Below are 26,713 nucleotides of genomic sequence, written 5' to 3' on the forward strand. Positions count from 1 at the left end.
CTGGTTCGCATCGCGCCCGGCCTTTGTCAAACGCGAAGAGCAAAATCTCAAAATGAAACGGCGATCCCTTTTTAATTACTTCCAGGCGCTATCTGCCCTATAGCGGCTCTGGTATGATGAGTAGAATTTGCAACGCTGTGTAATGGAAATCTTACTATGGTCATTAAGGCGCAGAGCCCTGCGGGTTTCGCGGAAGAGTACATCATTGAAAGTATATGGAATAACCGCTTTCCCCCGGGCACCATTCTCCCCGCCGAACGTGAGCTTTCTGAACTTATTGGTGTGACCCGTACGACCTTACGCGAAGTTCTGCAACGTCTGGCCCGTGACGGTTGGTTAACGATACAGCACGGCAAACCGACGAAGGTGAACAATTTCTGGGAAACGTCGGGTCTGAATATTCTCGAAACGCTGGCGCGCCTCGATCACGACAGCGTCCCGCAGCTGATCGATAACCTGCTGTCGGTGCGGACCAATATCTCCACTATCTTTATCCGCACGGCCTTCCGTCAGCATCCTGAAAACGCCCTGCAGGTTCTCGCCGCGGCGCGTGAGGTGGAAGACCACGGCGATGCGTTTGCCGATCTCGATTACGGCATCTTCCGCGGCCTGGCCTTTGCCTCCGGCAACCCGATCTACGGCCTGATCCTCAACGGCATGAAGGGCCTGTATACCCGCATTGGCCGCCACTATTTTGCCAATCCGGAAGCGCGCAGCCTGGCGCTGGGCTTCTATCACCAGCTGGCTAAAGTCTGTGAAGAAGGGCAGCACGAGCAGGTTTACGAGATAGTCCGTCGCTACGGGCATGACAGCGGTGAAATCTGGCATCGTATGCAGAAAACGCTGCCGGGTGATTTAGTCATCGGTATGCGCTAAGTCCCGCAATAAGATAAAAAAACGCCCGGCGATTATGCCGGGCGTTTTGCTTTATGCGATTTAACGCCGCGCGATTTACAGCGCGTTTTGCCGCGGCGGGCTGCGCTCCAGCAGTTCGATGCTGCCATCGGCATTTTGCTGCTCCAGCAGGATGTCGAATCCCCACAGGCGATGGACGTGCTTGAGCACCTCACGGCGCCCCTTATCCAGCGGTACGCGGTTATGCGGCACGTAGCGCAGCGTCAGCGAACGGTCGCCGCGAAGGTCGACGTTCCACACCTGAATATTCGGCTCGAGGTTGCTCAGGTTGTACTGGGCGGAAAGCTTGGCGCGAATCTCCCGATACCCCTCTTCGTTATGGATAGCCGAAATCTCCAGGTAGTTGTGATGGTCGTCGTCGAGCACCGTAAAGAAGCGGAAATCACGCATAATTTTCGGTGACAGGAACTGGCTGATAAAGCTCTCATCCTTGAAGTCGCGCATGGCAAAATGCAGCGTCTCCAGCCAGTCGGAGCCGGCGATGTCGGGGAACCAGTATTTGTCCTCCTCGGTCGGCGACTGACAAATGCGCTTAATGTCCTGGAACATGGCAAAGCCCAGCGCGTAGGGGTTAATCCCGTTGTACCACTGGCTGTTATAGGGCGGCTGGTAGATAACGTTGGTGTGGCTGTGCAGAAACTCCAGCATAAAGCGTTCCGTCACCTTGCCTTCATCGTACAGGTGGTTAAGGATCGTGTAGTGCCAGAAGGTCGCCCAGCCTTCGTTCATCACCTGCGTCTGCTTCTGCGGATAGAAATACTGGCTCACCTTACGCACGATACGCAGGATTTCACGCTGCCATGACTCCAGCAGCGGCGCGTTCTTCTCCATAAAGTAGAGCAGGTTTTCCTGCGGCTCCGAAGGGTAGCGGCGCGCGGTTTCGATGGCTTTCTCCTCTTCCCGCTTAGGCAGGGTGCGCCACAGCATATTCACCTGGCTTTGCAGATACTCTTCCCGGCTTTTCTGCCGCGCCTTCTCCTCCTGCAGCGAGATTTTCTGCGGACGCTTGTAGCGGTCGACGCCGTAGTTCATCAGCGCGTGGCAGGAGTCGAGCAGTTTCTCCACCTCATCAACGCCGTAACGCTCCTCGCACTCGGTGATGTATTTGCGGGCGAAGATCAGGTAGTCGATTATCGAGCTGGCATCGGTCCAGCTGCGGAACAGGTAGTTATTCTTGAAAAAGGAGTTGTGCCCGTAGCAGGCGTGGGCCATTACCAGCGCCTGCATGGTAATGGTGTTCTCCTCCATCAGGTAGGCGATGCAGGGGTTAGAGTTGATGACAATTTCGTAGGCCAGCCCCTGCTGGCCGTGCTTATACGCCTGCTCGGTTTCGATAAATTTCTTACCAAACGACCAGTGCGGGTAGTTGATTGGCATTCCGACGCTGGAGTAGGCATCCATCATCTGCTCGGAAGTAATGACTTCGATCTGATGCGGATAGGTGTCGAGACGGTACAGCTTCGCGACCCGGTCAACCTCGGCGAGGTAGGTTTCCAGCAGTTCAAAAGTCCAGTCGGGTCCATCGCTTAAACGAGTCGTGTCCCTGTTTATGGAATCAATCGTAGCCATTAGCGCGCCCTCATTGTCGGTGACTCTCTCTATACGGAGAGCCTCACAACAAGCATAGAACACGGCTCGGCAAACTGCGCCTGCGGACAATTTCTTTTCTTCGCGATTTAGCAATCTTAAAGGCCTGGTTTAGCCTTTCACGCAGAATTTTATTCTGAGGAAAAATGAAGCGCAGCAGGAGATAGTAAATCTTCGGGGACAGGGCTGGTGCGGTTCGCTGTGAGATAAGTCACCATAAATAAAGCGTATGTTGAATAATATTTTCAACTGAGTTATCAATTTGTAATCAGATGATTGTTCTTTAACTATTACGGAGTCGCTATGCGAGTCGTCATACTGGGAAGTGGGGTGGTTGGGGTAGCTAGTGCATGGTATTTAAGTCAGGCAGGGCATCAGGTGACGGTTATCGACCGCCAGCCGGGGCCGGCGGAAGAGACCAGCGCCGCCAATGCCGGACAGATCTCCCCGGGCTACGCCGCACCCTGGGCCGCGCCCGGCGTGCCGCTGAAGGCTATTAAGTGGATGTTCCAGCGCCACGCGCCGCTGGCGATCGGCCTTGACGGCACGCAGTTCCAGCTAAAATGGATGTGGCAGATGCTGCGCAACTGCGACACCCGCCACTATATGGAAAACAAAGGCCGCATGGTACGTCTGGCGGAGTACAGCCGCGACTGCCTGAAGGCGCTGCGCGAAAGCACCGGCATCCAGTATGAAGGGCGCCAGGGCGGGACGCTGCAGCTTTTCCGTACCGAAAAACAGTATGAGAACGCCACCCGCGATATCGCCGTGCTGCAGGATGCCGGCGTGCCGTATCAGCTGCTGGAGGCGAAACGTCTGCGGGAAGTCGAACCCGCTTTAGCCGAGGTGAGCCACAGGCTGACCGGCGGCCTGCGTTTGCCGAACGATGAAACCGGCGACTGCCAGCTGTTTACCACGCGCCTGGCGGCGATGGCGGAGCAGGCGGGCGTCACCTTCCGCTTCAATACCTCGGTTGACGCGCTGCTGTACGAAGGAGAGCAGATCGCCGGCGTGAAGTGCGGGGATGAAATTGTCAAAGGCGATGCCTACGTGATGGCCTTTGGCTCCTACTCGACGGCGATGCTGAAAGGGCTGGTGGACATCCCGGTCTATCCGCTGAAGGGCTACTCGCTGACGATCCCGATCGCCGAGGAGGACGGGGCGCCGGTATCGACTATCCTTGATGAGACTTACAAAATTGCGATTACCCGCTTCGACCAGCGGATCCGCGTCGGCGGGATGGCGGAAATCGTCGGCTTTAATAAAGAGCTGCTGCAGCCGCGTCGCGAAACGCTGGAGATGGTGGTGCGCGATCTGTTCCCGCGCGGCGGCCATGTAGAGCAGGCGACCTTCTGGACCGGCCTACGTCCGATGACCCCGGACGGCACGCCGGTGGTCGGGCGCACGCCGTATAAAAACCTGTGGCTCAATACCGGGCACGGCACCCTGGGCTGGACCATGGCATGCGGCTCAGGACAGCTTTTGAGCGATTTAATTTCGGGTCGCACTCCGGCTATTCCGTACGACGATCTTGCCGTCGCCCGCTATAGCCCGGGCTTCACTCCGGCGCGTGCTCAGCACCTGCACGGCGTTCACAACTAAGGAGTTTTCATGTCCCGTCCGGTACTGGCCAGCATTGATTTGTCGGCCCTGCGGCAGAATTTGCAGATTGTCCGGCGCGCGGCTCCTGGCTCGCGGCTGTGGGCGGTGGTGAAAGCCAACGCCTACGGCCACGGCCTGGCGCGCGTGTGGAATGCGCTCAGCGGCGCAGATGGCTTTGCGATGCTGAATCTTGAAGAGGCGATCCTGCTGCGCGAGCAGGGCTGGAAAGGTCCGATTCTGCTGCTTGAGGGCTTCTTCCACGCCGACGAGCTGGCGCTGTTTGATAAGTATCGCCTGACCACCAGCGTGCACAGCAACTGGCAAATCAAGGCGCTGCAGCAGGCGAAGCTCCACGCTCCGCTGGATATCTACGTTAAGGTCAACAGCGGCATGAACCGGCTGGGCTTTATGCCGGAGCGCATCCATACCGTCTGGCAGCAGCTGCGGGCGCTGGGCAACGTCAGCGAAATGACGCTGATGTCGCACTTTGCCGACGCGGAAAATCCGCAGGGCATCGTCGAGCCGATGCGCCGCATCGAGCAGGCGGCGGAAGGGCTGGCGTGCTCGCGCTCGCTGGCGAACTCGGCGGCGACCCTCTGGCACCCGGAAGCGCATTTTGACTGGGTCAGGCCGGGGATCGTGCTGTACGGCGCCTCGCCGTCCGGCCAGTGGCAGGATATCGCCAACAGCGGCTTGAAGCCGGTGATGACCCTCAGCAGCGAGATTATTGCGGTGCAGAACCTGAAGGCGGGTGAGGCGGTGGGCTACGGCGGCCTCTACCGGACGACGGAGGAGCAGCGGATTGGCATCGTGGCCTGCGGCTATGCCGACGGCTATCCGCGTATCGCGCCGGCAGGAACGCCGGTGCTGGTTGACGGCGTGCGCACCACGCTGGTGGGGCGCGTGTCGATGGATATGCTGGCGGTAGACCTCACGCCATGCCCACAGGCCGGGATCGGTGCGCCGGTCGAACTGTGGGGCAAGGAAGTGAAAATCGACGACGTAGCCGCCGCCAGCGGCACCGTTGGCTATGAGCTGATGTGCGCTCTGGCGCCGCGCGTCCCTGTTGTGACGGCGTAACTTTCCGTGAGGCGGATCACTCCGCCTCGTCTTCCGCAACGCGAACGCCCACCTTCAGAACGTGGTCCTCTTCTTTTTCCGCGACCGTCCACACCATGCCGGCAAACTCAACCTGGTCACCCACTACCGGCGCCGCGCCGAGCTGGTGCTGCACCACGTCGCCCAGCGACAGCTGGCGATCGCGATACTCTTCTCCGCCGTCGAGGCCGTAAATTTGCGCGACGTCGGCAAACCTGGCGCTGGCGTCAAGGATAAAGTCGCCGAAGAAGCGCTGGTCGAGCGCTACCGGCGGCGACTGGCTGAACATCTTACCCAGCGCGGGCAGGTCGCGCTCGCGGCCGATCACGCACAGAATATCGCCCTCCAGCAGGCGGGTGCTGCCGGTGGGGTGCAGCAGCGCGTTATCGCGAAACAGGGCGGCAATGCGCGTTTCCGGCGGCATATGCAGATCGCGAAGCGCCGCGCCGACGCACCATTTATCGGCGCTGAGCTGATAGACGAACTGCTCCCACGGATTCTCCGGATGGATATCCAGCCCGACCCGGGAAATGGGCCAGCCGACCGGTGGGACCACCACCCGCGCTTTTTTCGCCGCCCACGACAGCGAGGTGCCCTGCAGCAGCAGCGAGACCAGCACCACGAAGAAGGCGACGTTGAAGAACAGGCGCGCATTCTCAAGCCCGGCCATCATCGGGAATACGGCGAGGATAATCGGTACCGCGCCGCGTAATCCCACCCAGCTGATGAAGATGCGCTCGCGCAGGTTAAACCCGCGAAACGGCAGCAGGCCGGCGAAGACCGACAGCGGACGGGCGATAAAAATCATCCACATCGACAGCAGCAGCGCCGGGATCGCAATCGGCCACAGGTCCGACGGCGTCACCAGCAGGCCGAGTACCAGGAACATGGCGATTTGCGCCAGCCACGCCAGGCCGTCGAAGTTTTGCAGAATGCCGTGGCGGTTGCGAATCGGCCGGTTGCCGAGCAGGAAGCCGCACAGATAGACCGCCAGGATGCCGCTGCCGTCCAGCGAGGTGGTGACGGCGAAAATCATAATTCCGCCGCTCAGCGCCAGCAGAGGATAGAGGCCGGTCGGCAGCACGATGCGGTTTATCATCTGCAGGAGCAGATAGCCGCCGCCGAGGCCGATGACGATCCCGAGGCCAAACTGCTGCACGATGTGGACCGCAAACATCCAGCTGAGGCCGGTTTCGTGCTGCTGAATCATCTCGATAAGCGTGATGGTCAGAAATACCGCCATCGGATCGTTGCTGCCGGATTCGATCTCCAGCGTTGAGCCGACGCGTTCGTTGAGGCCCTTGCCGCCGAGCAGGGAGAAGACCGCCGCGGCGTCGGTAGAGCCCACAATCGCGCCGATCAGCATCCCCTCAATCAGGTTGAGATGAAACAGCCACGCCGCCATCAGCCCGGTCAGGCAGGAGGTGATCAGTACCCCGACGGTGGCCAGCGAAAGCGCGGGCCACAGCGCCACGCGAAAGGAGCTGGCCTGGGTGCGCATCCCGCCGTCCAGTAGGATCACCGCCAGCGCCAGGTTACTCACCATATAGGCGAAAGGGTAGTTGTCAAAAGGGATGCCGCCGATACCGTCAATGCCCGCCAGCATGCCGATAGCCAGGAAGATGACCAGAATCGGAATGCCGAGACGTGAGGAAAAGGAACTCAATAAAATGCTACAGGTTACTAATACAGAACCCAGAATAAACAGACTAATAACCGCACCGGCATCCAATGTTCATGCACTCCTTACGCGTATGAAGACTTTGAGAAATTGACAACATATTAACCATCCGCGGGGGATCCGGAAATGTGTCACGGAAAATTTTATTCCGTCAGCACCGGATGGCCGCTCAGCGTGAGGGTGGTAGTGGCCGCATTGTTCACCAGCAGCGCCCGCGCGCCGAGCGGCAGGGTGACGGTGCGCTGCTCGTGGCCGAAATCTAAGCCGTCGATCAGCGGAATAGCGAGCTGCGCGCGCAGGTAAGCGTAGACCGCCGGTAAATCGTATCCGGCGTCGTAATCGTTGGGCGCGGCGCCGCTGAAGCTGCCGAGGATAATCGCCCGCTGGCGCGCAAGAATGCCGCTATGTAGCAGCTGCAGCAGCATGCGCTCGACGCGGAACGGATGTTCGTTGATATCTTCCAGTACCAGAATGCCGTCGGCAATCTGCGGCAGCCACGGCGTGCCGATAAGCGAGGTGAGCATCGCCAGGTTACCGCCCCACAGCGTGCCCTGCGCGCGGCACTCCGGACCGTCGCCGTCCCATTCGAGGGTAAACTGCGGGCTGCTCAGCGCCTGCCAGAAGTGAAATTCCGTGAACGGATCCAGCGTTTCTGCACCAAAGTTACCTGCCAACATCGGCCCGCTGAAGGTGATTATGCTACCCTTTGCCAGCAGACCCAGCTGGATCGCCGTGAAATCACTGTGGCCGCAGATCAGCAGCGGGTCCTGCCGCTGGCGCGCGGTCAGGCCCTGCCAGTCGATATGCGGGAGCAGACGGCTGGCGCCGTAGCCGCCGCGCACCGGCATGACGATGCGGTTGCTGCCGTCGAGGGTGGCGAGCTGGTTGATATCGTCCAGGCGTTGCTGCTCAGTCCCGGCAAAGCGCTGCTGTCGGCGGGTAATGACCTGCTGGTTCATCACCTGGTGTCCTGCTTCCAGCAGACGGCTGACGCCGCGGGCCGCCGCCTGCTGGTTGGTGCAGTAGCCTGAGGGGGCGACCAGATAAAACTGAGACATGACAATTCCTTGCTAAGAATGAAAGGGTTATCATGCCGCCTGGAGCGATTATTGTCATCTCCAGGCAGCAAACTTCAGCCAATAAGGATAGATGTGTGAAATTGAGATGGTGCGTTTTTTTATTTGTGTTCCTGGCCGGCTGTAGCTCGAAACATGATTACCGCAATCCGCCGTGGAACGCCGAGGTTCCGGTGAAGCGGGCGATGCAGTGGATGCCAATCAGCGAAAAAGCCGGCGCGGCGTGGGGCGTTGACCCACAGCTGGTGACGGCGATTATTGCCATTGAGTCCGGCGGTAATCCCACGGTAGTGAGTAAATCCGGCGCGGTTGGCCTGATGCAGCTGAAGCCTTCGACCTCCGGGCGCGATGTTTACCAGCGCATGGGCTGGCGCGGCGAGCCGTCGGTGAGCGAGCTGAAAAACCCGGAGCGCAATATTTCGATGGGCGCGGCCTATCTGAGCATTCTTGAGAACGGTCCGCTGGCCGGGATTAAAGATCCGCAGGTGATGCGCTACGCGGTGGTGGTCTCCTACGCCAACGGCGCCGGCGCGCTGCTGCGCACCTTCTCATCGAACCGGCAGGACGCGATTGACGAGATCAATGATATGGATGCCGACGACTTCTTCGAGCACGTAGCGAAAAAGCATCCGGCTCCGCAGGCGCCGCGCTATATCTGGAAGCTGCAGAAAGCGCTGGACGCGATGTAATCATCGCCGCCTTGCGCCACTCGCGCCGCGCTTAGCGGGCGACAGAACGCGTGATTCTGTCGCCCGCAGGCGCGGCGTTTTAGACCAGAGCTTAGAAATCGTAGCCGACGGTGGCCGTCACGCTGCGCTCCGCGCCCCAGTAGCAGTTGCCGGTTCCGTAGCAGCCGGAGAGGTACTCCCGGTCGCTGAGGTTATTCGCATTCACCTGCACGAACGCCCCTTTCAGCGACGGCGACCAGACGCCGAGATCCGCACGCACCATGGCATCCAGCAGGGTCACCGACGGCAGACGCTCGGTATTGGCATCATCCGCCCACTGTTTCCCAATATAGCGAACCCCCGCACCGGCGCTGATCCCTGCCGGGAACTGATAGCGCGCCCAGAAGGAAGCCATCTGATCCGGCGAGAGCTGCGGCGTATTATCGTTGGTGCCGTCCCTGGTTTCCTGGAAGCGCAGGCGGTTCCAGGTATAGGAGGCGATGGTGCTCAGCTGCGGCGTAATTTGGTTATGCATCTCCAGCTCGACGCCCTGAGAGTGCACCTTCCCGGCCGGAACAAAGGTCGCGGTGGCGATATTCGGATCGCGGGTGGCCACGTCTTTCTGGGTTAAATCATAGATAGCGATACTGTACATATCGGCGCTGCCCGGCGGCTGGAACTTCAGACCCGCTTCGACCTGCTCCGCGGTCGTCGGTTTAAGCAGGGTGCCGTCGGCTCCCGGCAGCATTGCCGGGGTAATGGCCTGGCTGTAGCTCAGGTACGGCGAGAGGCCGTTTTCCAGAGCGTACAGCAGGGAGGCGCGGCCGCTGATATGGTCATCCGAACGGCGGCTCGAGGTGCCGAACGTGTCGCTGACCTGCTGGGAAACGATGCGATCGTAGCGGCCGGAGAGATCCAGATGCCAGCGGTTCCACACCATCTCATCCTGCAGATAGAGCCCGGTTTGATAGTAGCGGCGGTTATTGTTGTCGCTGTAGGTGACGGTGTGTCCGGTTTGGGCGGTATAGCCGCTAAACGGATCGAGCGGCGAGGCGCTGCCGGCTCCGGTCCATAAATCGTTGCGGAAGCGGTGATATTCCGCGCCGAGGATGAGGGTATGCGCCAGCTCGCCGGTATTAAAATCGGCGCGCAGGCGGTTATCCGTAGACCACGCGTCCAGCGAGCCGCGCGAGCCGCTGTAGCCGCGAGAGAGCATATTGCTATCGTCAACCCAGCCCACCTGATACACCTGATCTAACGAGACGTTGGTGTGGGTATAGCTGCCGGCGGAGTAGGCCGACCAGACGTCGCTGAACTGGTGATTAAACTCATAGCTGTAGATCTGCTCGCGACGCTGATAGCCATCGGACGGATCGCCTTCGTTGGTGCTGGTGGAGAGCTTGCGCCCGTTGTGCGCGTAGCGGGTGCCGTCCAGCGGCAGCGAGCCGTGATAGCCGCCCGACGGATCTTTTTGCAGATAGGCGCGCAGCAGCAGCGAGGTGTCGCTATCCGGCTGCCAGAGCAGGGACGGCGAAATGGCGTAACGCTCTTCGCGGGAGTTGTCATACTGGGTATCGCTGGAGCGCGTCATGCCGATAATCCGATAGGCCCACTGGTCGTTAATGGCATCGGTATAGTCGAAGGCGGCGCCTTTGGTATTTTGCGTTCCGCCGCTGAGGCGGAAATGACCTTCGGAGGTGAACTGCGGGCGCTTCGAGGTCAGGTTGACCAGGCCGCCCGGCACGCTTTGCCCGTACAGCGCGGAGGAGGGGCCGCGGATAACGTCCACCCGTTCGATAAACCACGGATCGACCTGAATGACGTTATGGCTCCCGCCGTCGCTCATCAGGCGCATGCCGTCGAGGAACAGGTTATCCACGTCGCCGCCGTGGTAGCCGCGCAGGGAGACGGTATCAAAACGCGTCGCGCCGCCGCCAAAGCTAGAGTAGACGCCGGGCGTGTACTGCAGCGCCTGGCTAATCGTATTCGCGCCCTGATCGGCCATTTGCTGCCGGGTAATAACCGACACCGACTGGGCGGTCGTAATCAGCGGCTGATCGGTTTTGGTGGCTCCGGCGGAGGTCTTGGCGCTATAGCCCACGGTGGGCGTGCTGGCGGAGTCGACGGGCTGGGCGGTAACCACGACCGTCTCTTCCGCAAGGCCTGCGAGAGGGAAAGCGGTAGCGAGGGCGCACAGTAAGGCGGAGCGTTTGAAGGTGACGCGAGCGATCATTGCATAATCCTGATGTTACGCAGCCTGGTACTCCTGTACGCCGCCGCGAGAAAAAGCGAAAGTGTCAATTTTCGTCATAAAGTAATACGAATTATTATTGTTTATCTTATCGTTATCAAGATGTAATTCGCGCGCAGAAAAGTAAAACCTGATGATAAATATGGTTTTTATCGGTGCAGCCGCGGCGTGCGGGGGAGGAAGGTGTGAGGGCCAGCGCGCGTGGCTACCAGATTTGGTAGCCACGCGCAGGCCGGGTGCGGTGAGGGTTAATGCGCGGCGGCGGGCGCCGCTTTACCCGTTTCGCCAGGGTTGTCGTTCGCCGCTGGCTTAGCGGCAGGTGCCGTTTTATCCGTTCCGCCAGCGCTGTCGTTCGCCGCTGGCTTGGCGGCGGGTACCGCTTTTGCCGTGCCGCCGACGCTGTCATTTGCCGCCGGTCGCGCCGCCGGGAGCGAATCGCAGGGCTTCTCTTTCGGGCACACCAGGTCGAGCATTTTCAAGGTCACGCCGTTGGTCCAGCCGAAGCCGTCCTGCAGCGGATACTCGCCGCCACCGCCGCCGGTGCCGGTTGAGCTGACGTCATACTTTTCCACCAGCTTCTGCTTGCTGTCATAGGTGTGCTGGACGTTGCTGAGGAACCGCCAGCTCACCTCCATCGCGATTTTCTGCTGGCCGTAGTTCTGCAGCCCTTCGGCGGCCACCCACTGCAGCGGCGCCCAGCCGTTCGGCGCATCCCACTGCTGGCCGCTGTTGACGGTGGTGGTGGTTAAACCGCCCGGTTTCAGCAGGCGAGACTGCGTCGCGGCGGCAACTTTGGCCGCCCGTTCGCTGGAGGCGGCGTTGACGTACAGCGGGAACAGGGCCGCGGCGGTGAGCTGATTGCGCACCTTGTGGCTTTTAAGATCGTAATCGGCGTACCAGCCCTCTTTGTCATTCCACAGGTATTTCTCCAGCGCCTTCTGGCGGTCGTTGGCCAGCGCGTCGTACTGCGCCGCCTTCGCGCTATCGCCGGCGGCTTTGCTGGCGCGGGCGAGGGTTTTCTCCATGCGGAACATCAGCGAGTTAAGATCGACCGGAACGATGCTGGTGGTGCGAATGGTGCCCAGCTGCTGCGGGTTATCCATCCAGCGGGAGCTGAAGTCCCAGCCGGAGGCCGCGGCGGAGCGCAGATCGCGATAGATCTCGGTCGCCGGGCGGTTGGGGTTGTTTTTGGCGGTGGTCACGTCATCGAGCCAGGACTCCGGGCGCGGCGTGTCGTTGTCGTCCCAGTAGCGATTCAGCAGCGCGCCGTCTTCCATGCGCACCACCCGCTTATTGGCTTTGCCCGGCGACAGCGCATCGGCGCCCTCCATCCAGTATTGGTACTCCTTCTCCATCTGCGGCAGCCAGGCTTTCAGCGCCCGATCGCCATCGTGGGTGGCCAGCAGCTCCACCATAAACGGGAAGAAAGGCGGCTGCGAACGGCTCAGGTAGTAGCTGCGGTTGCCGTTGGGGATGTGTCCCCAGGTATCGATCTCGTGGCCGAAGTTGGCCACCATATCGGCCACTTTATCCCAGTGCCCGCTTTCGGCGAGGCCCAGCATGGTGAAGTAGCTATCCCAGTAGTAGACCTCGCGAAAACGGCCGCCCGGGACGACGTAAGGCTTGGGCAGCGGCAGCAGCGAATCCCACTTCTCGACCTCGACGGTGCTGCGGGTCAGCACCGGCCACAGGCCGTCAATATGCTGGCGCAGGGTTTGGCCCTTGGGCGGGACGTAGGTGTCGTTATCTTTTGGCAGCGCGAAGTTGAGCTCGACGAAGTGGCGCAGGTCGAAGCTGGCCTGATTTTTCTGCATCCGGTAGTCGGCGAGGATCATCAGCGGATCGCCGTTCGGTACCGCGTCGGCGAAGGTTTTCTGATCGGGGAAGAGTTTGGCGCTTTGCACATCGTTGAACAGCGGGCCTAACAGAATATCCGGCGACTGCGGCGGGGCGGGTTTTGTCTCATCGGCCTGGGCCGCCAGCGCTGACAGCGCAAAGAGGGCGCCTCCCAGCGCCAGACGCAGCGCGTAGGGCAGCGCTGCCGGGCGACGTGAAACGGATCTCGTCATGGGTAGTTCTCCTTATCATTACAGACGATTTTGCCACTGCGATTGATCATCAGAAAACCTTAGACGAATATCTGCCGCTACGCGTGTCGCAGCTAACATTTTGGATGAAAACAGATAATTTACCTGTATTCAGCGCCGCCGCCGGGCGAATAAGGGCGCCGTGCGCGGCGCCGCTTTCTGCTAAAATCGCGCTACCGTAACGACGGGCGACAAGCGCCCCGGGAGCGAACCGTGAACCGACGTCATTTTCTACTGTTTAGCGCCGCGGCGCTGCTGGCTGCCCGCCGCGCCGGCGCCGGCGAGGGTCAGCAGGAGATCCTGAATCTCTGGCCCGGCGTGGCGCCAGGGGGCGGCGGGCCTGGCGGCGCTGTGCGGCTGTCGGCCAGGGGCGCCCTTAGCCAGATAGCGCGGCCGCAGCTGACGGTATGGCGACCGGCGGTACCCAACGGCCACGGCGTGCTGGTGGCCGCGGGCGGTGGCTATCGGCGGATTGAAATGGCCATGGAGGCGTGGCCTGCCGCCCGCTGGCTCACGGCACGCGGTTACACCGCCTACGTCCTGAGCTACCGCCTTCCCGGCGAAGGCTGGACGGCGGGGGGCCTGGCGCCGCTGCAGGATGCTCAGCGCGCGCTGCGCCTGATTCGTCAGCGCGAACGGAAGGCCAGCCTGCTGGGCTTTTCCGCCGGCGGTCACCTGCTGGGGATGGCCGCCTGCCGGGCCGATTTTGCCTCTTATCCGCCGCTCGACGCGGCGGATGCGCTCCCCGCCCGCGCCGACGGGGCGGCGCTGATCTACCCGATTATTTCCCTGGAGCCGCCCTACAGCCACACCGCCACCCACCGGATCCTCGCCGGGCCTCACGCCTCGCTGGCGGTTGACCGCGCCTGGTCGGTACAGACCTACGTGACCGGGCAGACGCCGCCCTGTTTTTTGACCCAGGCGCTGGACGATCCTGTGTCCGATCCGCACAACACGCTGATTATGGCCGACGCCTGCCGCCAGCATCAGGTGGCGGTCAGCCTGTATCGCTACGCCAGCGGCGGTCACGGCTTTGCGATGGGGCGTCCGGGGACGCCAACCGTCGACTGGCCGGGGCACTATGCGACCTGGCTGGAGGCGCTCTCGCCGTAATGGCGCAAAGCGGTTTGCCGTGCCTCATCGTGGTGCAGACCGGGCGAAATATAAGGAAAATAACGGGTTGTTTTTTGCACAGCCAGGCGGCGCGAGGCTGCGGGCTTGCACAACGCCGTCACCGGCCGCGATCTGGCATAATTAATGCTTATCTCTTCCTGGGGTTACCCCAAAGTGAGTACAACCGGAGGAGACGGCCATGATAAAAATAACGCTTCCTGACGGGCATTATTATGACGAGATGCTTACCGTCGAGGGACAGCAGCGCCAGCACTATAACGCCTGGTGGCAATGGTTTCACAACACCGATCAATTCTCTATCCGGCAAAAAAAAGAGCAGGCGGAGCTGCTTTTTCACCGCATCGGCATCACCTTTAACGTGTATGGCGAAGGCGAGGGGACCGAACGGCTGATCCCGTTTGACAGCGTACCGCGCATTATTCCCGCAGCGGAGTGGCGGCGCATCGATCGCGGCATCCGCCAGCGGGTGAAGGCGCTGAACGCCTTCCTTTACGATATCTACCACGAGCAGAATATCCTGCGCGCCGGCATTATTCCGGCGGAACAGGTGCTGGCCAATGAGCAGTACCAGCCCTGCATGCAGGGCATTAATCTGCCCAACAATATCTACGCCCACATCACCGGGGTCGATATGGTGCGCAACAGCGACGGTCAGTACTACGTGCTGGAGGACAACCTGCGCACGCCGTCGGGCGTCTCCTATATGCTTGAAAACCGCAAGATGATGATGCGCCTCTACCCGGAGATGTTTGAGCAGCACCACATTGCGCCAGTGGAGCGCTATCCGGGCTATCTCCTGCAAACCCTGCGCGAAAGCTCCCCCGTGGACGATCCCTGCGTGGTGGTGATGACGCCGGGGCGCTTTAACAGCGCCTACTTTGAGCACAGCTTTCTTGCCCAGCAGATGGGGGTTGAGCTGGTGGAGAGCGCCGATCTGTTTATTAAAGCCGGCGCGGTCTACATGCGCACCACCGAGGGGCCGCGGCGGGTTGACGTTATCTACCGCCGCGTCGACGACGCCTATCTCGATCCGCTGGCCTTCCGCGCCGATTCGATGCTCGGCGTTCCCGGCCTGCTGTCGGTCTACCGGGCGGGCGGGGTGGTGCTGGCGAACGCGATCGGTACCGGCGTCGCCGACGATAAATCGATCTATCCCTTCGTGCCGGAGATGATCCGCTTCTACCTTGGCGAACAGCCGATCCTCAACAACATCCCGACCTGGCAGTGCCGCAAGCCGGAAGACCTGCAGTTCGTGCTGAACAACCTCGAGCAGATGGTGGTTAAGGAAGTGCACGGCGCCGGCGGCTACGGCATGCTGGTCGGCCCGCGCTCGACGAAAGAGGAGCGCGAAGCGTTCCGCCAGCGCCTGCTGGCAAACCCGGCCAACTACATCGGCCAGGATACCCTCGCGCTTTCGACCTGCCCGACCTTCGTCGAAGACGGCCTGTCGCCCCGACATATCGATCTGCGTCCGTTCGTGCTTTCCGGCCAGGAGATTCGCCTGGTGCCCGGCGGCCTGACGCGGGTGGCGCTGACGGAAGGCTCGCTGGTGGTGAACTCATCGCAGGGCGGCGGCACCAAAGACACCTGGGTGATGGAGGATGACGAATCATGCTAAGTCGTACAGCGAGTGAACTGTTCTGGATGGCGCGCTATCTGGAGCGTGCGGAAAGCTACGCCCGGGTGCTCGACGTAACCTGCAAACTCTCGATGATCCCCCGCCATAGCCAGCAGGCGCGGGATCTGGCCCTGCCGCTGAACCTGTCGCAGACCCACGAGCTGTTTCAGGAGCGCCACGCGCGCTTCTCGATGGGCAACCTGTTCAACTTTTTTGCCCTCGACGGCAACAACCCCGGCAGCATCTACAGCTGCGTCGAGATGGCGTGGAATAACGCCCACGCGGTGCGCGGCAGCCTCTCTGCTGAGGTATGGGAGTGTATTAACGCGACGCGCATTGAGCTGCGCAGGCTGCGCCAGCAGGGGATCAGCGAGCTCGGCAGCGACGGTTTCCTTGAGTGGGTAAAAGAGCGGGTACACCTGTTCCGCGGCGCGGTATTGGGCACCCTGCTGCGCAACGACGCCCTCAGTTTTATCGGCATCGGCACGCTGATTGAACGCGCCTACGCCACCACCCAGCTGCTGCTGGTCAAGGATCAGCAGCTGAGCAGCGACCCGGACCCGGTGCGCGAGTACTACCGGCTGGACACGCTGCTGAACGCGGTCAGCGCCCGCGAAGCCTACAACAGCATCTACCGCCAGCCGGTGAGCAGGGAGACGGTGATGGAGCTGCTAATTTTGCGCAACGACGTCCCGCGCTCGCTCAGGGCCTCCATTTCTGACCTGGTCGGCCAGCTGGAGCATATCGCCAACGATCGCTCCCATATGCCGCTGCGCCTGGCGCATCAGCTTAACGTCGATCTGCGTTTCAGCACCCGGGAAGAGCTGGCCAGCGCCGATCTGCAGAGTTACCTCAACGGGCTGCTGGCGCGAATTAACGCCCTGTCCGACAGCATCAGACAAACCTATCTGGAGGCGCTATGAAACTGGTTATCGACCACCTGACCCGCTACGGCTACGATGAAGAAGTCAAGTTTTCGACTCAGTACCTGCGCCTGACGCCGCGCAGCTCCGGTCGGCAAAAAATCACCTCCTGGACGCTGACGCTGCCGGACGGCGCCAGCATCGCGACCACCGACGCGTGGGGCAACGTGCTGCACGTGCTGACGCTGGATAACCCGCATAAGGAGATAGCGATCCGCGCCAGCGGGATCGTCGATATCGCGCAGGAGGACGAAGAGAGCGGGGTAGACGAAGAGGAGCTGCTTTCGCCGCTGGTCTTCCTGCGCTGCACGCCGCTGACCCGCGCCGACGAGCGGATCCGTGAGTTCGCCCACGGCCTCTATCGCGCCGACGAGCCGGAGGAGAGCCTCAATCAGCTGATGGCGGAGCTGCTGGTCAGAATGCCCTACTCGCCGGGTGCGACGCTGGTGCAGGACTCCGCCGCCGACGCTTTCGCGCGATCGAAGGGCGTGTGCCAGGATCATACTCACGTTTTCCTCGCCTGCTGTCGGGCGATGGCGATCCCGGCGCGCTACGTTAGCGGCTATGTTTATAGCGATAACGCCCAGCACGTGGCGATGCACGCCTGGGCGGAGGTGTGGCTCAACGGGCGCTGGAAATCATTTGATATTACCAATAATACCCGTAACCTGAATCAGCACCTGCGGCTGGCGACCGGGCTGGACTATCTTGACGCCTGTCCGGTGCGCGGCACCCGTCTGGGTGGCGGCGGGGAAGTTATGTTAACCAACGCTGAAGTGCGCGAACATCCTCAACAGGCGCAGCAGCAATAGAGGCAGGAACGGAGAACGATGACCTACTGTGTGGCCATGTGTTTAGCGGATGGACTGGTATTCGCGTCAGATTCGCGCACCAATGCGGGCGTGGATCATATTGCGACTTTTAAGAAGCTTCATGTTTTTCAGCAGGAGGGCGAACGGGTGCTGGTGCTGCAGTCCGCCGGCAACCTGGCCACCACCCAAAGCGTGATTAGCCTGCTGAGCGCGCGAATTCGCACCCAGCAGGAGCCTAACCTGATGCAGGTCAGCTCCATGTATGATGCGGCGATGCTGATTGGCAAAACGCTGCAGGAGGTTATTCAGCGCGACAGCAGCAACCAGCAGAACTGCGGCAATACCAACTTTAACTGTAACCTGCTGCTGGGCGGCCAGCTGGCGGGGGAGACGCACCGCCTGTTCCACATCTACCCGGAAGGTAATTTTATCGAGGCCACGCGCGATACGCCCTATTTCCAGATCGGCGAAAGCAAGTACGGTAAACCGATTATCGACCGGGTGCTGACCATCGACACGCCGCTTGAGCAGGCGATGTGCTGCGCGCTGATCTCCATCGATTCAACGCTGCGCAGCAACCTCTCCGTCGGCCTGCCGCTGGATACGCTGCTCTACCGCAGCGGCAGCCTGAGCAGCGACGAGCAGCATCGCATCACCGAAAGCGATCCTTACTTCACGACCATTCGCAGGGCGTGGTCCGAAGGGCTGCAGAACACCTTCCAGAAGCTACCGCCGTTCGCGCCGGCGCGCGAGCGCTAAACCGCCGTCGATGACGAAAGATAGCGTCCCGGCGTCATGCCGGTCATGGTGCGGAAAAAGTAGATAAAAGCGCTGTCGCTGGCGAAATCCAGCGCCTGCGCGGCATCGGTAATGCGCTTTCCCGTCGCCAGCAGCTCCACCGCCTTCATCAATCGCCACTGCTGCCGCCACTGCTGCCAGGACATCCCGGTATCGCGGTGCAAAATGCGGCTGATGGTCTTTTCGCTGGCGCCGCACTCTGCGGCCAGCGCCCGTAACGTCGGCGGCAGGTTCTGACCGCCCAGCGCGGCCAGGCGCTTATCCTGCGGCAGGGCGAGCATCATCGGCTCATGGGCCGCTGCGCTAATCTCCGCCGCGCAGAGGGCGGCAAGATGCCAGCCGCTTCCGCTCTCCCAATCGCTGTCCCACGGGCTTGCCGCCGTCCGCTCCAGCAGCTCGCGCAGCAGCGGGCCGACGTTGAGGATCGCCGGATGCGCGGGGAGATCGGGGAAACGGGAGGGCTGAAACCACACCGAGCGGTAGTCGACGATGCTTTTCATCTCCGCGCGATGGGGGACGCCCGCCGGGATCCACGCCGCCCGGGTGGGCGGAAGCAGGCACAGCAGCGCGCCATCGTTGAGGGTCAGGCGCACGCAGCCCTGGCGGGTGAAAAGTATCTGCGCCATATCGTGCCGGTGGCTGCCGGAGTCGTGGCTGCCGAGCGCCGAGCGGACGCCAACCACCGTTTTGTTCAGCGCATCCGGGTTGAATGCCGCATGCGCATCGAGCCACGCCATAATGTCTGATTTCCGATATATATAGTCACTATGTTTATAATGTCCGATCCCCGGCCTGCCTACAATAGCGCCTCTTATTATCAGGAGGTGGATATGTTCGGGCGTTCGGCCGTGGTGCTGGTCACCGCATTACTGATGTTTCCGCAGATGGTGGAAACCATTTACAGCCCGGCGCTGACCGATATCAGCGTCCGTTTTGCCGTCAGCGCGCAGCAGGCGGCGCAAACGCTGGCGGTTTATTTTATCGGCTTCGCGCTCGGGGTTCTTTTTTGGGGACGGGCCAGCGATCTCTACGGTCGCCGTCCGGCGATGCTGGCGGGGCTCTCGGTGTACGCCCTCGGCTGCGCGATGGCGCTGGCGGTGACGGACTTTAGGCTGCTGCTGCTGGCGCGGATCGTGGCGGCATTCGGCGCCGCAGTCGGGTCGGTTGTCAGCCAGACGATCCTGCGGGACCGTTTTAGCGGCCGCCGGCTCGCTGGCCTCTTTTCGCTTATCGGCCTGGCGCTGGCGGTCAGTCCGGCGGCGGGCGTCTGGGTCGGCGGCCTGCTCGCCGCTGGCTGGGGCATGCGCGGCGTCTTCCTCGCCCTGGCGCTGCTGGCCGGCGTCCTGCTGCTGCTGTGCGGCTGGCTGCTGCCGGAAACGCGGCCGGCGCGGCAGGCGAACGCGGCGTTTCTGCCGGTGCTGCGCCGGATGGCGACCGACCGGCAGATTGGCCTGGCAGTTATCCTGGTCGCGGCGTTCAACGTCAGCCTGTTCAGCTACTACAGCCTGGCGCCGTTTATCTTCGCCGAGCTGCGCCTGCCGGTCGCCGCGTTTGGCTACAGCGGCATGGCGCTGGCCGGCGGCTCCCTGGCCGGGGCGCTGCTCAATCGCCGGCTGCTACGTCAGGGCGTGACTCAGGGGCGGATGCTGCTGCTTGCCTGCTGGCTCCATCTGGCCAGCGGCGCGGCGGCGTACCTCTGGCGCGACTCGCTTTGGTTCCTGCTGCCGATGGCCGGGGTGGCGCTCGCTTTCGCTATGGCGATCCCGCTGGTGCTCGGTTCGGCGCTCGGCGCCTACAGCGATTGTCGCGGCACCGCCGGGGCCATTTTCGGTCTCGGTTACTATCTGCTGATTGGCCTCGGGCTGGCGCTGGTCGGCTGGGGGCAATCGCTGGGGGCGTCGCTGATGGTCTGTGCCGCGCTCGGCGTCATCGCCGGTATCCGCTATTTACCCTGTTTCGCCGAAAAGAGCGCGGGTGCCGCTTAGGGCACCCGCGTCAGCTAGTTCTCCTCCGCCAGCCGCCTGCCGCTGGCGGCATCGAAGAGATGGATTTTCTCGCGCCGGGCGGTGAGGTTCAGCGGCTGCTGGAGCCGGGCGTCAATGCGTCCGGCGACCTGCACGTGAACCGGGAATCCCTGCCAATCGAGATGCAGCAGGGTGGACTCCCCGGTGACCTCCATAATTTTGACCGTTCCGGGCAGGCCGTCGGGGTCCGGCTGGATATCCTGCGGACGCAGGCCGACGGTGACCGGTGCGCTTCCCTGCGCCGCCGCCGCCCGATACCAGCGTTCCGGCAGCGCCAGCCACAGCTCGCCGCAGCACACGCCGGGAACGCCGTCGCGGCTGGCTATCTCTCCCGCCAGCAGGTTCATCGGCGGAGAGCCGATGAAGCGGGCCACAAAGGTGTTGCAGGGGCGATCGTAAATCTCCAGCGGCGGCCCCTGCTGAACGATAAGCCCCTCGCGCATCACCACGATTTGATCGGCCAGGGTCATGGCCTCAACCTGATCGTGGGTAACGTAAATCATGGTGGTCTTAAAGCGCTGGTGCAGCGACTTGATCTCCGCCCGCAGCTCCATGCGCAGCTGGGCGTCAAGGTTAGAGAGCGGTTCATCAAACAGGAAAACCTGCGGGTTGCGCACCATCGCCCGGCCCATCGCCACGCGCTGGCGCTGGCCGCCGGAAAGCGCGCGCGGGTAGCGGGCCAGCAGCTTATCGATTCCCAGCAGGCTGGCGATATGCTGGACTTTGCTTTTCTGCGTCTCTTTATCGACCTTTTTAACCTGCATATGGAAGGCGAGGTTTTCGGCTACCGTCAGGTGCGGGTAGAGGGCGTAGCTCTGAAAAACCATCGCCACGTCGCGATCGGCGGGATCGAGATCGCCGATCGGCCGGCGGTTCATTAATATCTCCCCGGCGGAAAGGGCCTCGAGCCCGGCCAGCAGCCGCAGCAGGGTCGATTTCCCGCAGCCGGAGGGCCCGACCAGCACCGTGAAGCTGCCGTCAGGAATGGTTAAATCCAGCGGCAGAAGCACCGTCTGTTTGCCGTAATGCTTGGCGACTTTTATCAGCTCAACGCTGGCCATCGGCGGTCTCCTCAATATGGTGTTGCAGGGTTCGCCAGTCGGGATAGTGGCGGGGGGAGGTACTAATGGCGTGCGCGGCAACGGCGTTGCCCCAGCGCAGCGCCTGGGCTGCCGGCTGGCCGCTTAGCAGCCCGGCGAGAAAGCCGGCGTTAAAGCTGTCGCCTGCGCCGATGGTGTCAATCACCTCGACCGGCTTCACCGCCGCGCGGTCGCCGCGCTCGGCGGTCCACCACCAGGCCCCGTCGGCGCCGCATTTGACGATGCAGCCTCCCCGGCCGCTGAGGCGCGACGCCAGGCTGCGGGCCGCCTGCGGCAGGTCGCTCATCGCGGCGAGTCCGAGGGTTTCAACTTCATTGAGCAGCAGCCAGTCGCAATCGGCCAGCCACTGGTTCACCGCTTCGCGCAGCGCCGGATCCCAGCTTTGCGGCGGCCAGCCGGTATCCACGGCGACCTGGAAGCCGCGCTGGCGCAGCGTCCGCAGCAGCCCCGGATAGTCCGGCAGCAGAGCGGTACATAAAAAGGTCCCGCAGAGCAGGACGATATCGCCGGCCGTTGCCCGTTCCGGAAGCTGGGCGAGAACATCCTCCGCCGACAGGCGGGTGATATGCCCGTAGTTGCTGAGGAAGGAGCGCTCTTTATCGGGATGGGTAACCGCCACCGTCAGCGAGGTTTCGCAGGTGTACTGCGGCCAGCGTTCGGCGCTGCCGGGAAACTGGGCCGCCAGCCAGGCGGTAAAGGCGTCATCGCCCTGGCAGCCGATGGTGCGATGCGGGATCTGCATGGCGGCCAGCGCGAGGGCGCAGTTGCCCGCCGAGCCACCGGGGCGCAGGGCGCTGTGCTCCAGCATCACCTCCGTGCCCGGCAGGGGCCACTGCGCGAGGGTCCCCATAATCAAATCAATATTGTAATTGCCCGCGATATAGAGCACGGGCGCGGTGAGCTTGTGCATAGTTATCCTTTACTTCCACCGTTAGTGAGGCCGCTGACCAGCGTTTTTTGTAACCAGATAGCGATAAACAGAGGCGGGACCGAGGCGAGAATGCCGACGGCAGCCACCAGACCGTCGTCGGTGGCGCGTCCGGCGGTGAACCCGGCGATAGTGACCGGCAGGGTTTGAGCGGCGATATTGCTGGTAAACAGCAGCGAATAGAAAAACTCATCCCACGCCAGCAGCCAGCCAAACAGCGCCGAGGCGCCGAGCATCGGTTTCGCCAGCGGTATGGTGATGCGCAGCAGCACCTGCCAGACCCTCAGCCCGTCGAGGCGCGCGGCCTGTTCAATATCCTGCGGCAGCGTGTCAAACTGGTTTTTCACCATCCAGGTGAGGAACGGCATAATCAGCGAGCAGTAGACCAGCACCAGCCCGCTGCGGGTATTGAGCAGCCCGAAGTGTTCGAGAATAAAGTACAGCGGCAGGACGAAGGCCACCGGCGGCACCATGTAAATCCCCAGCCCGGCGTACAGCCAGCCGTCGCGGCCAGGATAGCGCGAGAAGCTGAAGGCGGCGGGCACCGCCAGCAGCAGCGAGACCAGCGTCGCCCCGGCGGCGACCAGCAGGCTGTTGCGCAGCGCGGGTAAAAATAGCGCCCCCGGCTCGCCGGGCTGCAGGGAGAGCAGGCGGCCGTAGCGGCTAAAGTCCCACTCCCGCGGCAGCCACTCCAGCGGCACGCGGGTCAGATCGGCGGGAGTGCTGACGCTCATTAAAAATAGCCACAGCATCGGCGCGAGAATGGACAGGGCGACCAGCAGCGCCGCCAGATAGCGCAGCAGAGTGCGGATTTTACGCTTCATATTCGGTGCTCCGGCGGCGCTGGCGCAGCAGCATAAACAGATACAGGGCGATCAGCAGGGCGCACATCAGGGTCATCAGAATGGCGTAGGCCGCGCCGCTGCCCGCCCGCAGATAGCTGAAGGACTCCTGATAGACGAAAAAGCTGAGGGTTTTGGTGCTGTCGAGCGGGCCGCCGCGGGTCATCACGTAGATGATATCGAACACCTTGAAGGCGTCGATGGTCCGCAGCACCAGCGCCACGCCCAGCGGGGCGGCGATGGCCGGGAAGGTGATGGCGCGAAAGCGCCGCCACGATCCGGCCCCGTCGAGGCGCGCCGCCTCGTACAGATCCTCAGGAATGGACTGCAGCGCCGCCAGCACCAGCAGCGTGACCAGCGGATAGTTTTTCCAGATATCCGCTAGCATCACCGCATTCAGCGCCGAGTCCGGCGACCCCAGCCAGCTGCGATAGCCGTCGATGATCCCCAGCTGGGTGAGCAGCGCGTTAATGCTGCCGTAGTCCGGGTTAAAGTTAAGCCGCCACATCATTGCGTTCACGATGGTCGGCAGCGCCCAGGGCAATATCACCAGCACCCGCAGGATATTGCGTCCGACAAAGCGCTGATTGAGCAACAGCGCGACCAGCACGCCGATAACGCCCTCAATGGCGACGGAGACCACGGTAAAGTAGAGCGAACGGGCGAAGGCGGCGCGAAAATCCGGGTCGGTCAGGGCATAGAGATAGTTTTCCAGCCAGACGTAGTTCGTCGCCTCACCGTTTCCCACCAGCGCGGTATCGGTAAAACTCAGCCACAGGGTGCGCGCCAGCGGCCAGGCCGTCAGCAGAAACATCGCTACCAGCATGGGCGCCAGCAGCACCCATGCCTGACGACGCTCGCGTTGTTGCAAACTCAGCATCAAAACTCCTTAACGCAGGCGGGCCGCGCTTTTATCAACGGTCTGCATGGCGGCTTCCGGGGCTTCTTTACCCTGAAGCACCGCCTGAAGCTGCTGCTGCAGGGTGTTGGAGAGCCGCGAATAGTCGGCGGTTTCCGGGCGCGAGAGCATCACGTTCAGCGATTTATCCGCGGCGACGATCAGGCTCTCCTGGCCCTGGGCGACCGCCGGGTCGTGGTAGGAGGATTTCCACACCGGCAGGCTGAGTTTGGCGTATTTATCCTGCACCGGCTGCGAGGTCAGGTAGTGGATATACTGCCACGCCTGCTCCGGGTGCTGGCTGGCTTTGGCAATGCCTAAGCCCATCGAGCCGTTGACGGCGCCGGCTCTATCCGGGGTATCGCCGGGGGCGGGAATAATGCCGACGTCGCCGGCGACTTTACTCTGTTTGGGGTCGTTGGCCATGTTGTACATATAGGTCCAGTTCAGTGCGAACGCCGCGTCGCCGTTGGAGAAGGCTTTACGCACGTCCTCTTCGAGATATTCGCGGGAGGCGGGGTTGGTCAGGCCGTCGTCCAACGATTTCTTCATCAGCGTGACCGCTTTGAGCGAAGCCGGCGTCGAGAAGTCGAGCTTGCCGTCCTGGTAGAACTTGCCGCCGAAGCCGGAGACGAGGGTGGTGTAGTCGCAGACCAGGGCTTCCGCCTGGGACCAGCTCCAGACCAGCGGGTATTTCACCACGCCTTTATCTTTAAGAATTTTGGCGTCGTCCAGCACCTGCTGCCAGGTGGTTGGCACCTGCTTGATGCCCGCCTTTTCGAGCATGGCTTTGTTGTAGTAGAGGTACTTGGTGTCGAGGATCCACGGCATCCCGAGGGTTTTGCCTTTGTAGACCACGGTATTCATTGCGCCAGGGAACACCTTCTCCCGCTCGTCGGCGGGGATCCGCGCCGAGACGTCCTGCAGCAGGTCGAAGCGGCTAAACTCCGCCGGCCAGATGGCATCAAAGAGCACCACGTCATAGCCGTTACCGCCGGCGCCGCGCGCCGCGACAATCTTGTCATGCAGCGCTTCATAGGGGACGAACTCGAGGTTGATCTTAATATCCGGGTTCTGCTTTTCGAAGTCGGCGGTCATCGCACGAATATCGTTTTCGCTGTACGCCGCCTGGGTCATAAACAGGGCGTTGACCTGGGTGGCGGCCGCGGCCGCGCTGCCGCTGATGACGAGCATAGCCAACAAACCGGCCTTCACCCGAAGTGTGCTGTGGTATTTCATGTGGCTCTCCGCTGTACTGAGAAAAAGGGGTTATGATTTATTAAATCAATTTGATTGATTTAATCGGGGCGACAATACAGCCGCAAGGTCATTCGTGGCCCTTGGCATAAGCGTAGCAAAGCTTGTGCCATGCGAAAGTCCGCCCGAGAATGTGATTGCGGGATTTGTGACGAAGGCTAGAATTGCAGCATCAGGCGCCTGGGAAAGGCAAGGAAGGGAAAGAATGAAAACATCGGGAACAAACCTTGAGCACGCGCGGGTGCACAACCGGCGGGTGGTGATTGAAGCCGTGCGCCTGCACGGCAAATTAACCCGCGCCGAGCTGGCGCGCTTGACCGCGCTGACCCCGCAAACGGTCTCTAATATTGTTGCCGAGCTGCAGCAGATGGAGATCCTCACCAGCCACGCGCCGCGACGGGCGGCGGGGCGCGGACAGCCCGCGGTGCCGGTGAGCCTCAACCCCTCCAGTGCGTGGTCTATTGGTATTCATCTCGATCACCAAACGCTGATCGTGGTGCTGGTCGATCTCACCGGCGAGATCCATTTTCGCCGACTCATTTTGGTGCAAAAGCCCCAGCCTGGTGCCACCTTTGCGCGCATCGGCGAGGTAATACAGGAGCTGCGGACGCTGCCGGGGCTCGACTGGAGCCGGGTGCTGGGGATCGGCGTGGTGATGCCCGGTCCCTTTGGCGTGGAAGGGATCTCATCCACCGGGCCGACGACCCTTAACGGCTGGGAGGGCGTGGACGTCGAATCCGAGCTGGCGCGGCTTAGCGGTCTGCCGGTCACCCTCGAAAACGACGCGACGGTGGCGGCCATCGGCGAGCGTTTTCACGGCGTTGCCCGCCACCTGAACTCCTTTGTCTATCTCTATATCGGCACCGGGCTGGGCGCCGGTATTTTTACCGATGGCCATATTTATACCGGGCATGCGCATAACGCCGGGGAGGTCGGGCATATCGTCGTCCAGCCCGGCGGCCGGACGTGCTACTGCGGCAATCAGGGCTGCCTTGAGCGCTATGTTTCGCTGCAGGCGGCCTATGAGTTCTGCGGCCTTGACCCCTATCGGGCGCTGCCGGAAGATCTGCTGGCGGTAGATGAGGCGCTGTTCGACCGCTGGATTGACAGCGCGCTGCCGCCGCTGCGCCAGGCTATCAACCTGCTGGAGTGCGTCTTTGATGCCGAAACGGTGGTGGTGGGCGGGACGATGCCGGCGCCGCTGCTGGAAAAAGTGCTGGCGCGCCTGCCGCCACTGTATCAATCGGTGCGCGGGCGCTATCTGACGGGGATGCGGGTGAAAATGGGGATGACCGGCACCGATACCGCCGCGCTCGGCGCCGCCGCGTTGCCTATATTCGATGAGTTTAACCCGCAGTTTCAGGCGCTGATGAAGTAGTCCGGCGGCCGCTAGCGTGGCCGTCGGGACTCAGGC

The 26,713-nt window shown here is 61.9% G+C and carries 22 protein-coding genes; 11 read left to right on the plus strand and 11 right to left on the minus strand.

Going from position 1 to position 26,713, the window contains the following annotated elements; translation table 11 throughout:
- Nucleotides 1-156: 156 nt before the first annotated feature.
- Nucleotides 157-876, plus strand: a complete 720-nt coding sequence (gene fadR / locus HCK03_RS10060) for a fatty acid metabolism transcriptional regulator FadR (RefSeq protein WP_041146172.1) — start codon at nt 157-159, stop codon at nt 874-876.
- Between the two features lie 75 nt (nt 877-951).
- On the opposite strand, the gene HCK03_RS10065 is transcribed toward fadR, so the two are convergent.
- Complete coding sequence (locus HCK03_RS10065) at nt 952-2,484, minus strand: SpoVR family protein (protein WP_041146171.1); 1,533 nt, start codon at nt 2,482-2,484, stop codon at nt 952-954.
- 321 nt (nt 2,485-2,805) lie between these two features.
- Between HCK03_RS10065 and HCK03_RS10070 the strand changes: the two genes are divergently transcribed.
- Nucleotides 2,806-4,104, plus strand: coding sequence for a D-amino acid dehydrogenase (locus HCK03_RS10070; protein WP_115192407.1), 1,299 nt, complete (start codon nt 2,806-2,808; stop codon nt 4,102-4,104).
- Between the two features lie 9 nt (nt 4,105-4,113).
- Complete coding sequence (gene dadX, locus HCK03_RS10075; protein WP_041146169.1) at nt 4,114-5,184, plus strand: catabolic alanine racemase DadX; 1,071 nt, start codon at nt 4,114-4,116, stop codon at nt 5,182-5,184.
- 16 nt (nt 5,185-5,200) lie between these two features.
- Here the strand turns inward: dadX and HCK03_RS10080 are convergent, their stop codons facing one another.
- Nucleotides 5,201-6,934 carry a potassium/proton antiporter gene (locus HCK03_RS10080; RefSeq protein ID WP_041146168.1) on the minus strand — a complete coding sequence of 578 codons (1,734 nt, stop codon included), beginning with the start codon at nt 6,932-6,934 and terminating at the stop codon, nt 5,201-5,203.
- 92 nt (nt 6,935-7,026) lie between these two features.
- Entirely contained in the window at nt 7,027-7,941 is a 915-nt protein-coding gene (ldcA, locus tag HCK03_RS10085; protein WP_041146167.1) for a muramoyltetrapeptide carboxypeptidase, read from the minus strand.
- A gap of 95 nt (nt 7,942-8,036) precedes the next feature.
- Here ldcA and emtA point away from each other — a divergent pair, with 95 nt between their 5' ends.
- Nucleotides 8,037-8,648 (plus strand): membrane-bound lytic murein transglycosylase EmtA, encoded by a 612-nt coding sequence (emtA, locus tag HCK03_RS10090; protein ID WP_041146166.1) that lies wholly within the window; start codon nt 8,037-8,039, stop codon nt 8,646-8,648.
- Nucleotides 8,649-8,739: 91 nt separating this feature from the next.
- Here the strand turns inward: emtA and HCK03_RS10095 are convergent, their stop codons facing one another.
- Together HCK03_RS10095 and HCK03_RS10100 are read right to left on the minus strand one after the other, a co-directional pair.
- Nucleotides 8,740-10,860, minus strand: a complete 2,121-nt coding sequence (locus HCK03_RS10095; protein WP_041146165.1) for a TonB-dependent siderophore receptor — start codon at nt 10,858-10,860, stop codon at nt 8,740-8,742.
- A gap of 266 nt (nt 10,861-11,126) precedes the next feature.
- Nucleotides 11,127-12,947 carry an alpha,alpha-trehalase gene (locus HCK03_RS10100; RefSeq protein ID WP_167691503.1) on the minus strand — a complete coding sequence of 607 codons (1,821 nt, stop codon included), beginning with the start codon at nt 12,945-12,947 and terminating at the stop codon, nt 11,127-11,129.
- Nucleotides 12,948-13,178: 231 nt separating this feature from the next.
- Here HCK03_RS10100 and HCK03_RS10105 point away from each other — a divergent pair, with 231 nt between their 5' ends.
- The 5 genes from HCK03_RS10105 to HCK03_RS10125 all read left to right on the plus strand — a co-directional run bounded on the left by HCK03_RS10105 (nt 13,179) and on the right by HCK03_RS10125 (nt 18,211).
- Complete coding sequence (locus tag HCK03_RS10105) at nt 13,179-14,078, plus strand: alpha/beta hydrolase (RefSeq protein WP_167691504.1); 900 nt, start codon at nt 13,179-13,181, stop codon at nt 14,076-14,078.
- 199 nt (nt 14,079-14,277) lie between these two features.
- Nucleotides 14,278-15,717, plus strand: coding sequence for a circularly permuted type 2 ATP-grasp protein (locus tag HCK03_RS10110; protein ID WP_041146162.1), 1,440 nt, complete (start codon nt 14,278-14,280; stop codon nt 15,715-15,717).
- Complete coding sequence (locus tag HCK03_RS10115) at nt 15,711-16,640, plus strand: alpha-E domain-containing protein (RefSeq protein WP_041146161.1); 930 nt, start codon at nt 15,711-15,713, stop codon at nt 16,638-16,640. Before HCK03_RS10110 ends, HCK03_RS10115 begins: the two co-directional genes overlap by 7 nt.
- On the plus strand, nt 16,637-17,452 hold the full coding sequence (locus tag HCK03_RS10120; RefSeq protein ID WP_041146160.1) for a transglutaminase family protein: 816 nt from the start codon (nt 16,637-16,639) through the stop codon (nt 17,450-17,452). The genes HCK03_RS10115 and HCK03_RS10120 overlap by 4 nt, the downstream gene beginning before the upstream one ends.
- Before the next feature lie 18 nt (nt 17,453-17,470).
- On the plus strand, nt 17,471-18,211 hold the full coding sequence (locus tag HCK03_RS10125) for a proteasome-type protease (protein WP_041146159.1): 741 nt from the start codon (nt 17,471-17,473) through the stop codon (nt 18,209-18,211).
- Here HCK03_RS10125 and HCK03_RS10130 read toward each other — a convergent pair.
- A complete protein-coding gene (locus HCK03_RS10130; RefSeq protein WP_167691505.1) occupies nt 18,208-18,987 on the minus strand; it encodes an AraC family transcriptional regulator in 780 nt (259 codons plus the stop codon). The two genes, HCK03_RS10125 and HCK03_RS10130, sit on opposite strands and share 4 nt — an antisense overlap.
- A 93-nt stretch (nt 18,988-19,080) precedes the next feature.
- Between HCK03_RS10130 and HCK03_RS10135 the strand changes: the two genes are divergently transcribed.
- Nucleotides 19,081-20,235 carry an MFS transporter gene (locus HCK03_RS10135; RefSeq protein WP_167691506.1) on the plus strand — a complete coding sequence of 385 codons (1,155 nt, stop codon included), beginning with the start codon at nt 19,081-19,083 and terminating at the stop codon, nt 20,233-20,235.
- 14 nt (nt 20,236-20,249) lie between these two features.
- Here HCK03_RS10135 and HCK03_RS10140 read toward each other — a convergent pair whose 3' ends face one another.
- From HCK03_RS10140 to HCK03_RS10160, 5 genes are read right to left on the minus strand one after another with little or no spacing between them, the layout of a single operon-like run.
- Nucleotides 20,250-21,335 carry an ABC transporter ATP-binding protein gene (locus tag HCK03_RS10140; protein ID WP_167691507.1) on the minus strand — a complete coding sequence of 362 codons (1,086 nt, stop codon included), beginning with the start codon at nt 21,333-21,335 and terminating at the stop codon, nt 20,250-20,252.
- Entirely contained in the window at nt 21,322-22,284 is a 963-nt protein-coding gene (locus HCK03_RS10145) for a carbohydrate kinase family protein (protein WP_167691508.1), read from the minus strand. Before HCK03_RS10145 ends, HCK03_RS10140 begins: the two co-directional genes overlap by 14 nt.
- A 2-nt stretch (nt 22,285-22,286) precedes the next feature.
- A complete protein-coding gene (locus HCK03_RS10150; protein ID WP_167691509.1) occupies nt 22,287-23,126 on the minus strand; it encodes a carbohydrate ABC transporter permease in 840 nt (279 codons plus the stop codon).
- Nucleotides 23,116-24,024 carry a carbohydrate ABC transporter permease gene (locus HCK03_RS10155; RefSeq protein WP_041146153.1) on the minus strand — a complete coding sequence of 303 codons (909 nt, stop codon included), beginning with the start codon at nt 24,022-24,024 and terminating at the stop codon, nt 23,116-23,118. Before HCK03_RS10155 ends, HCK03_RS10150 begins: the two co-directional genes overlap by 11 nt.
- Before the next feature lie 9 nt (nt 24,025-24,033).
- Nucleotides 24,034-25,281 (minus strand): extracellular solute-binding protein, encoded by a 1,248-nt coding sequence (locus tag HCK03_RS10160; RefSeq protein ID WP_076947387.1) that lies wholly within the window; start codon nt 25,279-25,281, stop codon nt 24,034-24,036.
- Nucleotides 25,282-25,504: 223 nt separating this feature from the next.
- Between HCK03_RS10160 and HCK03_RS10165 the strand changes: the two genes are divergently transcribed.
- Entirely contained in the window at nt 25,505-26,677 is a 1,173-nt protein-coding gene (locus tag HCK03_RS10165) for an ROK family transcriptional regulator (RefSeq protein ID WP_041146151.1), read from the plus strand.
- Nucleotides 26,678-26,713 lie beyond the last annotated feature (36 nt).

The sequence above is a fragment of the Klebsiella terrigena genome, assembly GCF_012029655.1.
Classification (GTDB): domain Bacteria; phylum Pseudomonadota; class Gammaproteobacteria; order Enterobacterales; family Enterobacteriaceae; genus Klebsiella; species Klebsiella terrigena.

Coding starts and splice junctions, on each gene's coding strand:
- fadR (WP_041146172.1), top strand. CDS start 157: ATGGTCATTAAGGCGCAGAGCCCTGCGGGTTTCGCGGAAGAGTACATC.
- HCK03_RS10065 (WP_041146171.1), bottom strand. CDS start 2,484: ATGGCTACGATTGATTCCATAAACAGGGACACGACTCGTTTAAGCGAT.
- HCK03_RS10070 (WP_115192407.1), top strand. CDS start 2,806: ATGCGAGTCGTCATACTGGGAAGTGGGGTGGTTGGGGTAGCTAGTGCA.
- dadX (WP_041146169.1), top strand. CDS start 4,114: ATGTCCCGTCCGGTACTGGCCAGCATTGATTTGTCGGCCCTGCGGCAG.
- ldcA (WP_041146167.1), bottom strand. CDS start 7,941: ATGTCTCAGTTTTATCTGGTCGCCCCCTCAGGCTACTGCACCAACCAG.
- HCK03_RS10095 (WP_041146165.1), bottom strand. CDS start 10,860: ATGATCGCTCGCGTCACCTTCAAACGCTCCGCCTTACTGTGCGCCCTC.
- HCK03_RS10100 (WP_167691503.1), bottom strand. CDS start 12,947: ATGACGAGATCCGTTTCACGTCGCCCGGCAGCGCTGCCCTACGCGCTG.
- HCK03_RS10110 (WP_041146162.1), top strand. CDS start 14,278: ATGATAAAAATAACGCTTCCTGACGGGCATTATTATGACGAGATGCTT.
- HCK03_RS10115 (WP_041146161.1), top strand. CDS start 15,711: ATGCTAAGTCGTACAGCGAGTGAACTGTTCTGGATGGCGCGCTATCTG.
- HCK03_RS10120 (WP_041146160.1), top strand. CDS start 16,637: ATGAAACTGGTTATCGACCACCTGACCCGCTACGGCTACGATGAAGAA.
- HCK03_RS10125 (WP_041146159.1), top strand. CDS start 17,471: ATGACCTACTGTGTGGCCATGTGTTTAGCGGATGGACTGGTATTCGCG.
- HCK03_RS10130 (WP_167691505.1), bottom strand. CDS start 18,987: ATGGCGTGGCTCGATGCGCATGCGGCATTCAACCCGGATGCGCTGAAC.
- HCK03_RS10135 (WP_167691506.1), top strand. CDS start 19,081: ATGTTCGGGCGTTCGGCCGTGGTGCTGGTCACCGCATTACTGATGTTT.
- HCK03_RS10140 (WP_167691507.1), bottom strand. CDS start 21,335: ATGGCCAGCGTTGAGCTGATAAAAGTCGCCAAGCATTACGGCAAACAG.
- HCK03_RS10145 (WP_167691508.1), bottom strand. CDS start 22,284: ATGCACAAGCTCACCGCGCCCGTGCTCTATATCGCGGGCAATTACAAT.
- HCK03_RS10150 (WP_167691509.1), bottom strand. CDS start 23,126: ATGAAGCGTAAAATCCGCACTCTGCTGCGCTATCTGGCGGCGCTGCTG.
- HCK03_RS10155 (WP_041146153.1), bottom strand. CDS start 24,024: ATGCTGAGTTTGCAACAACGCGAGCGTCGTCAGGCATGGGTGCTGCTG.
- HCK03_RS10160 (WP_076947387.1), bottom strand. CDS start 25,281: ATGAAATACCACAGCACACTTCGGGTGAAGGCCGGTTTGTTGGCTATG.
- HCK03_RS10165 (WP_041146151.1), top strand. CDS start 25,505: ATGAAAACATCGGGAACAAACCTTGAGCACGCGCGGGTGCACAACCGG.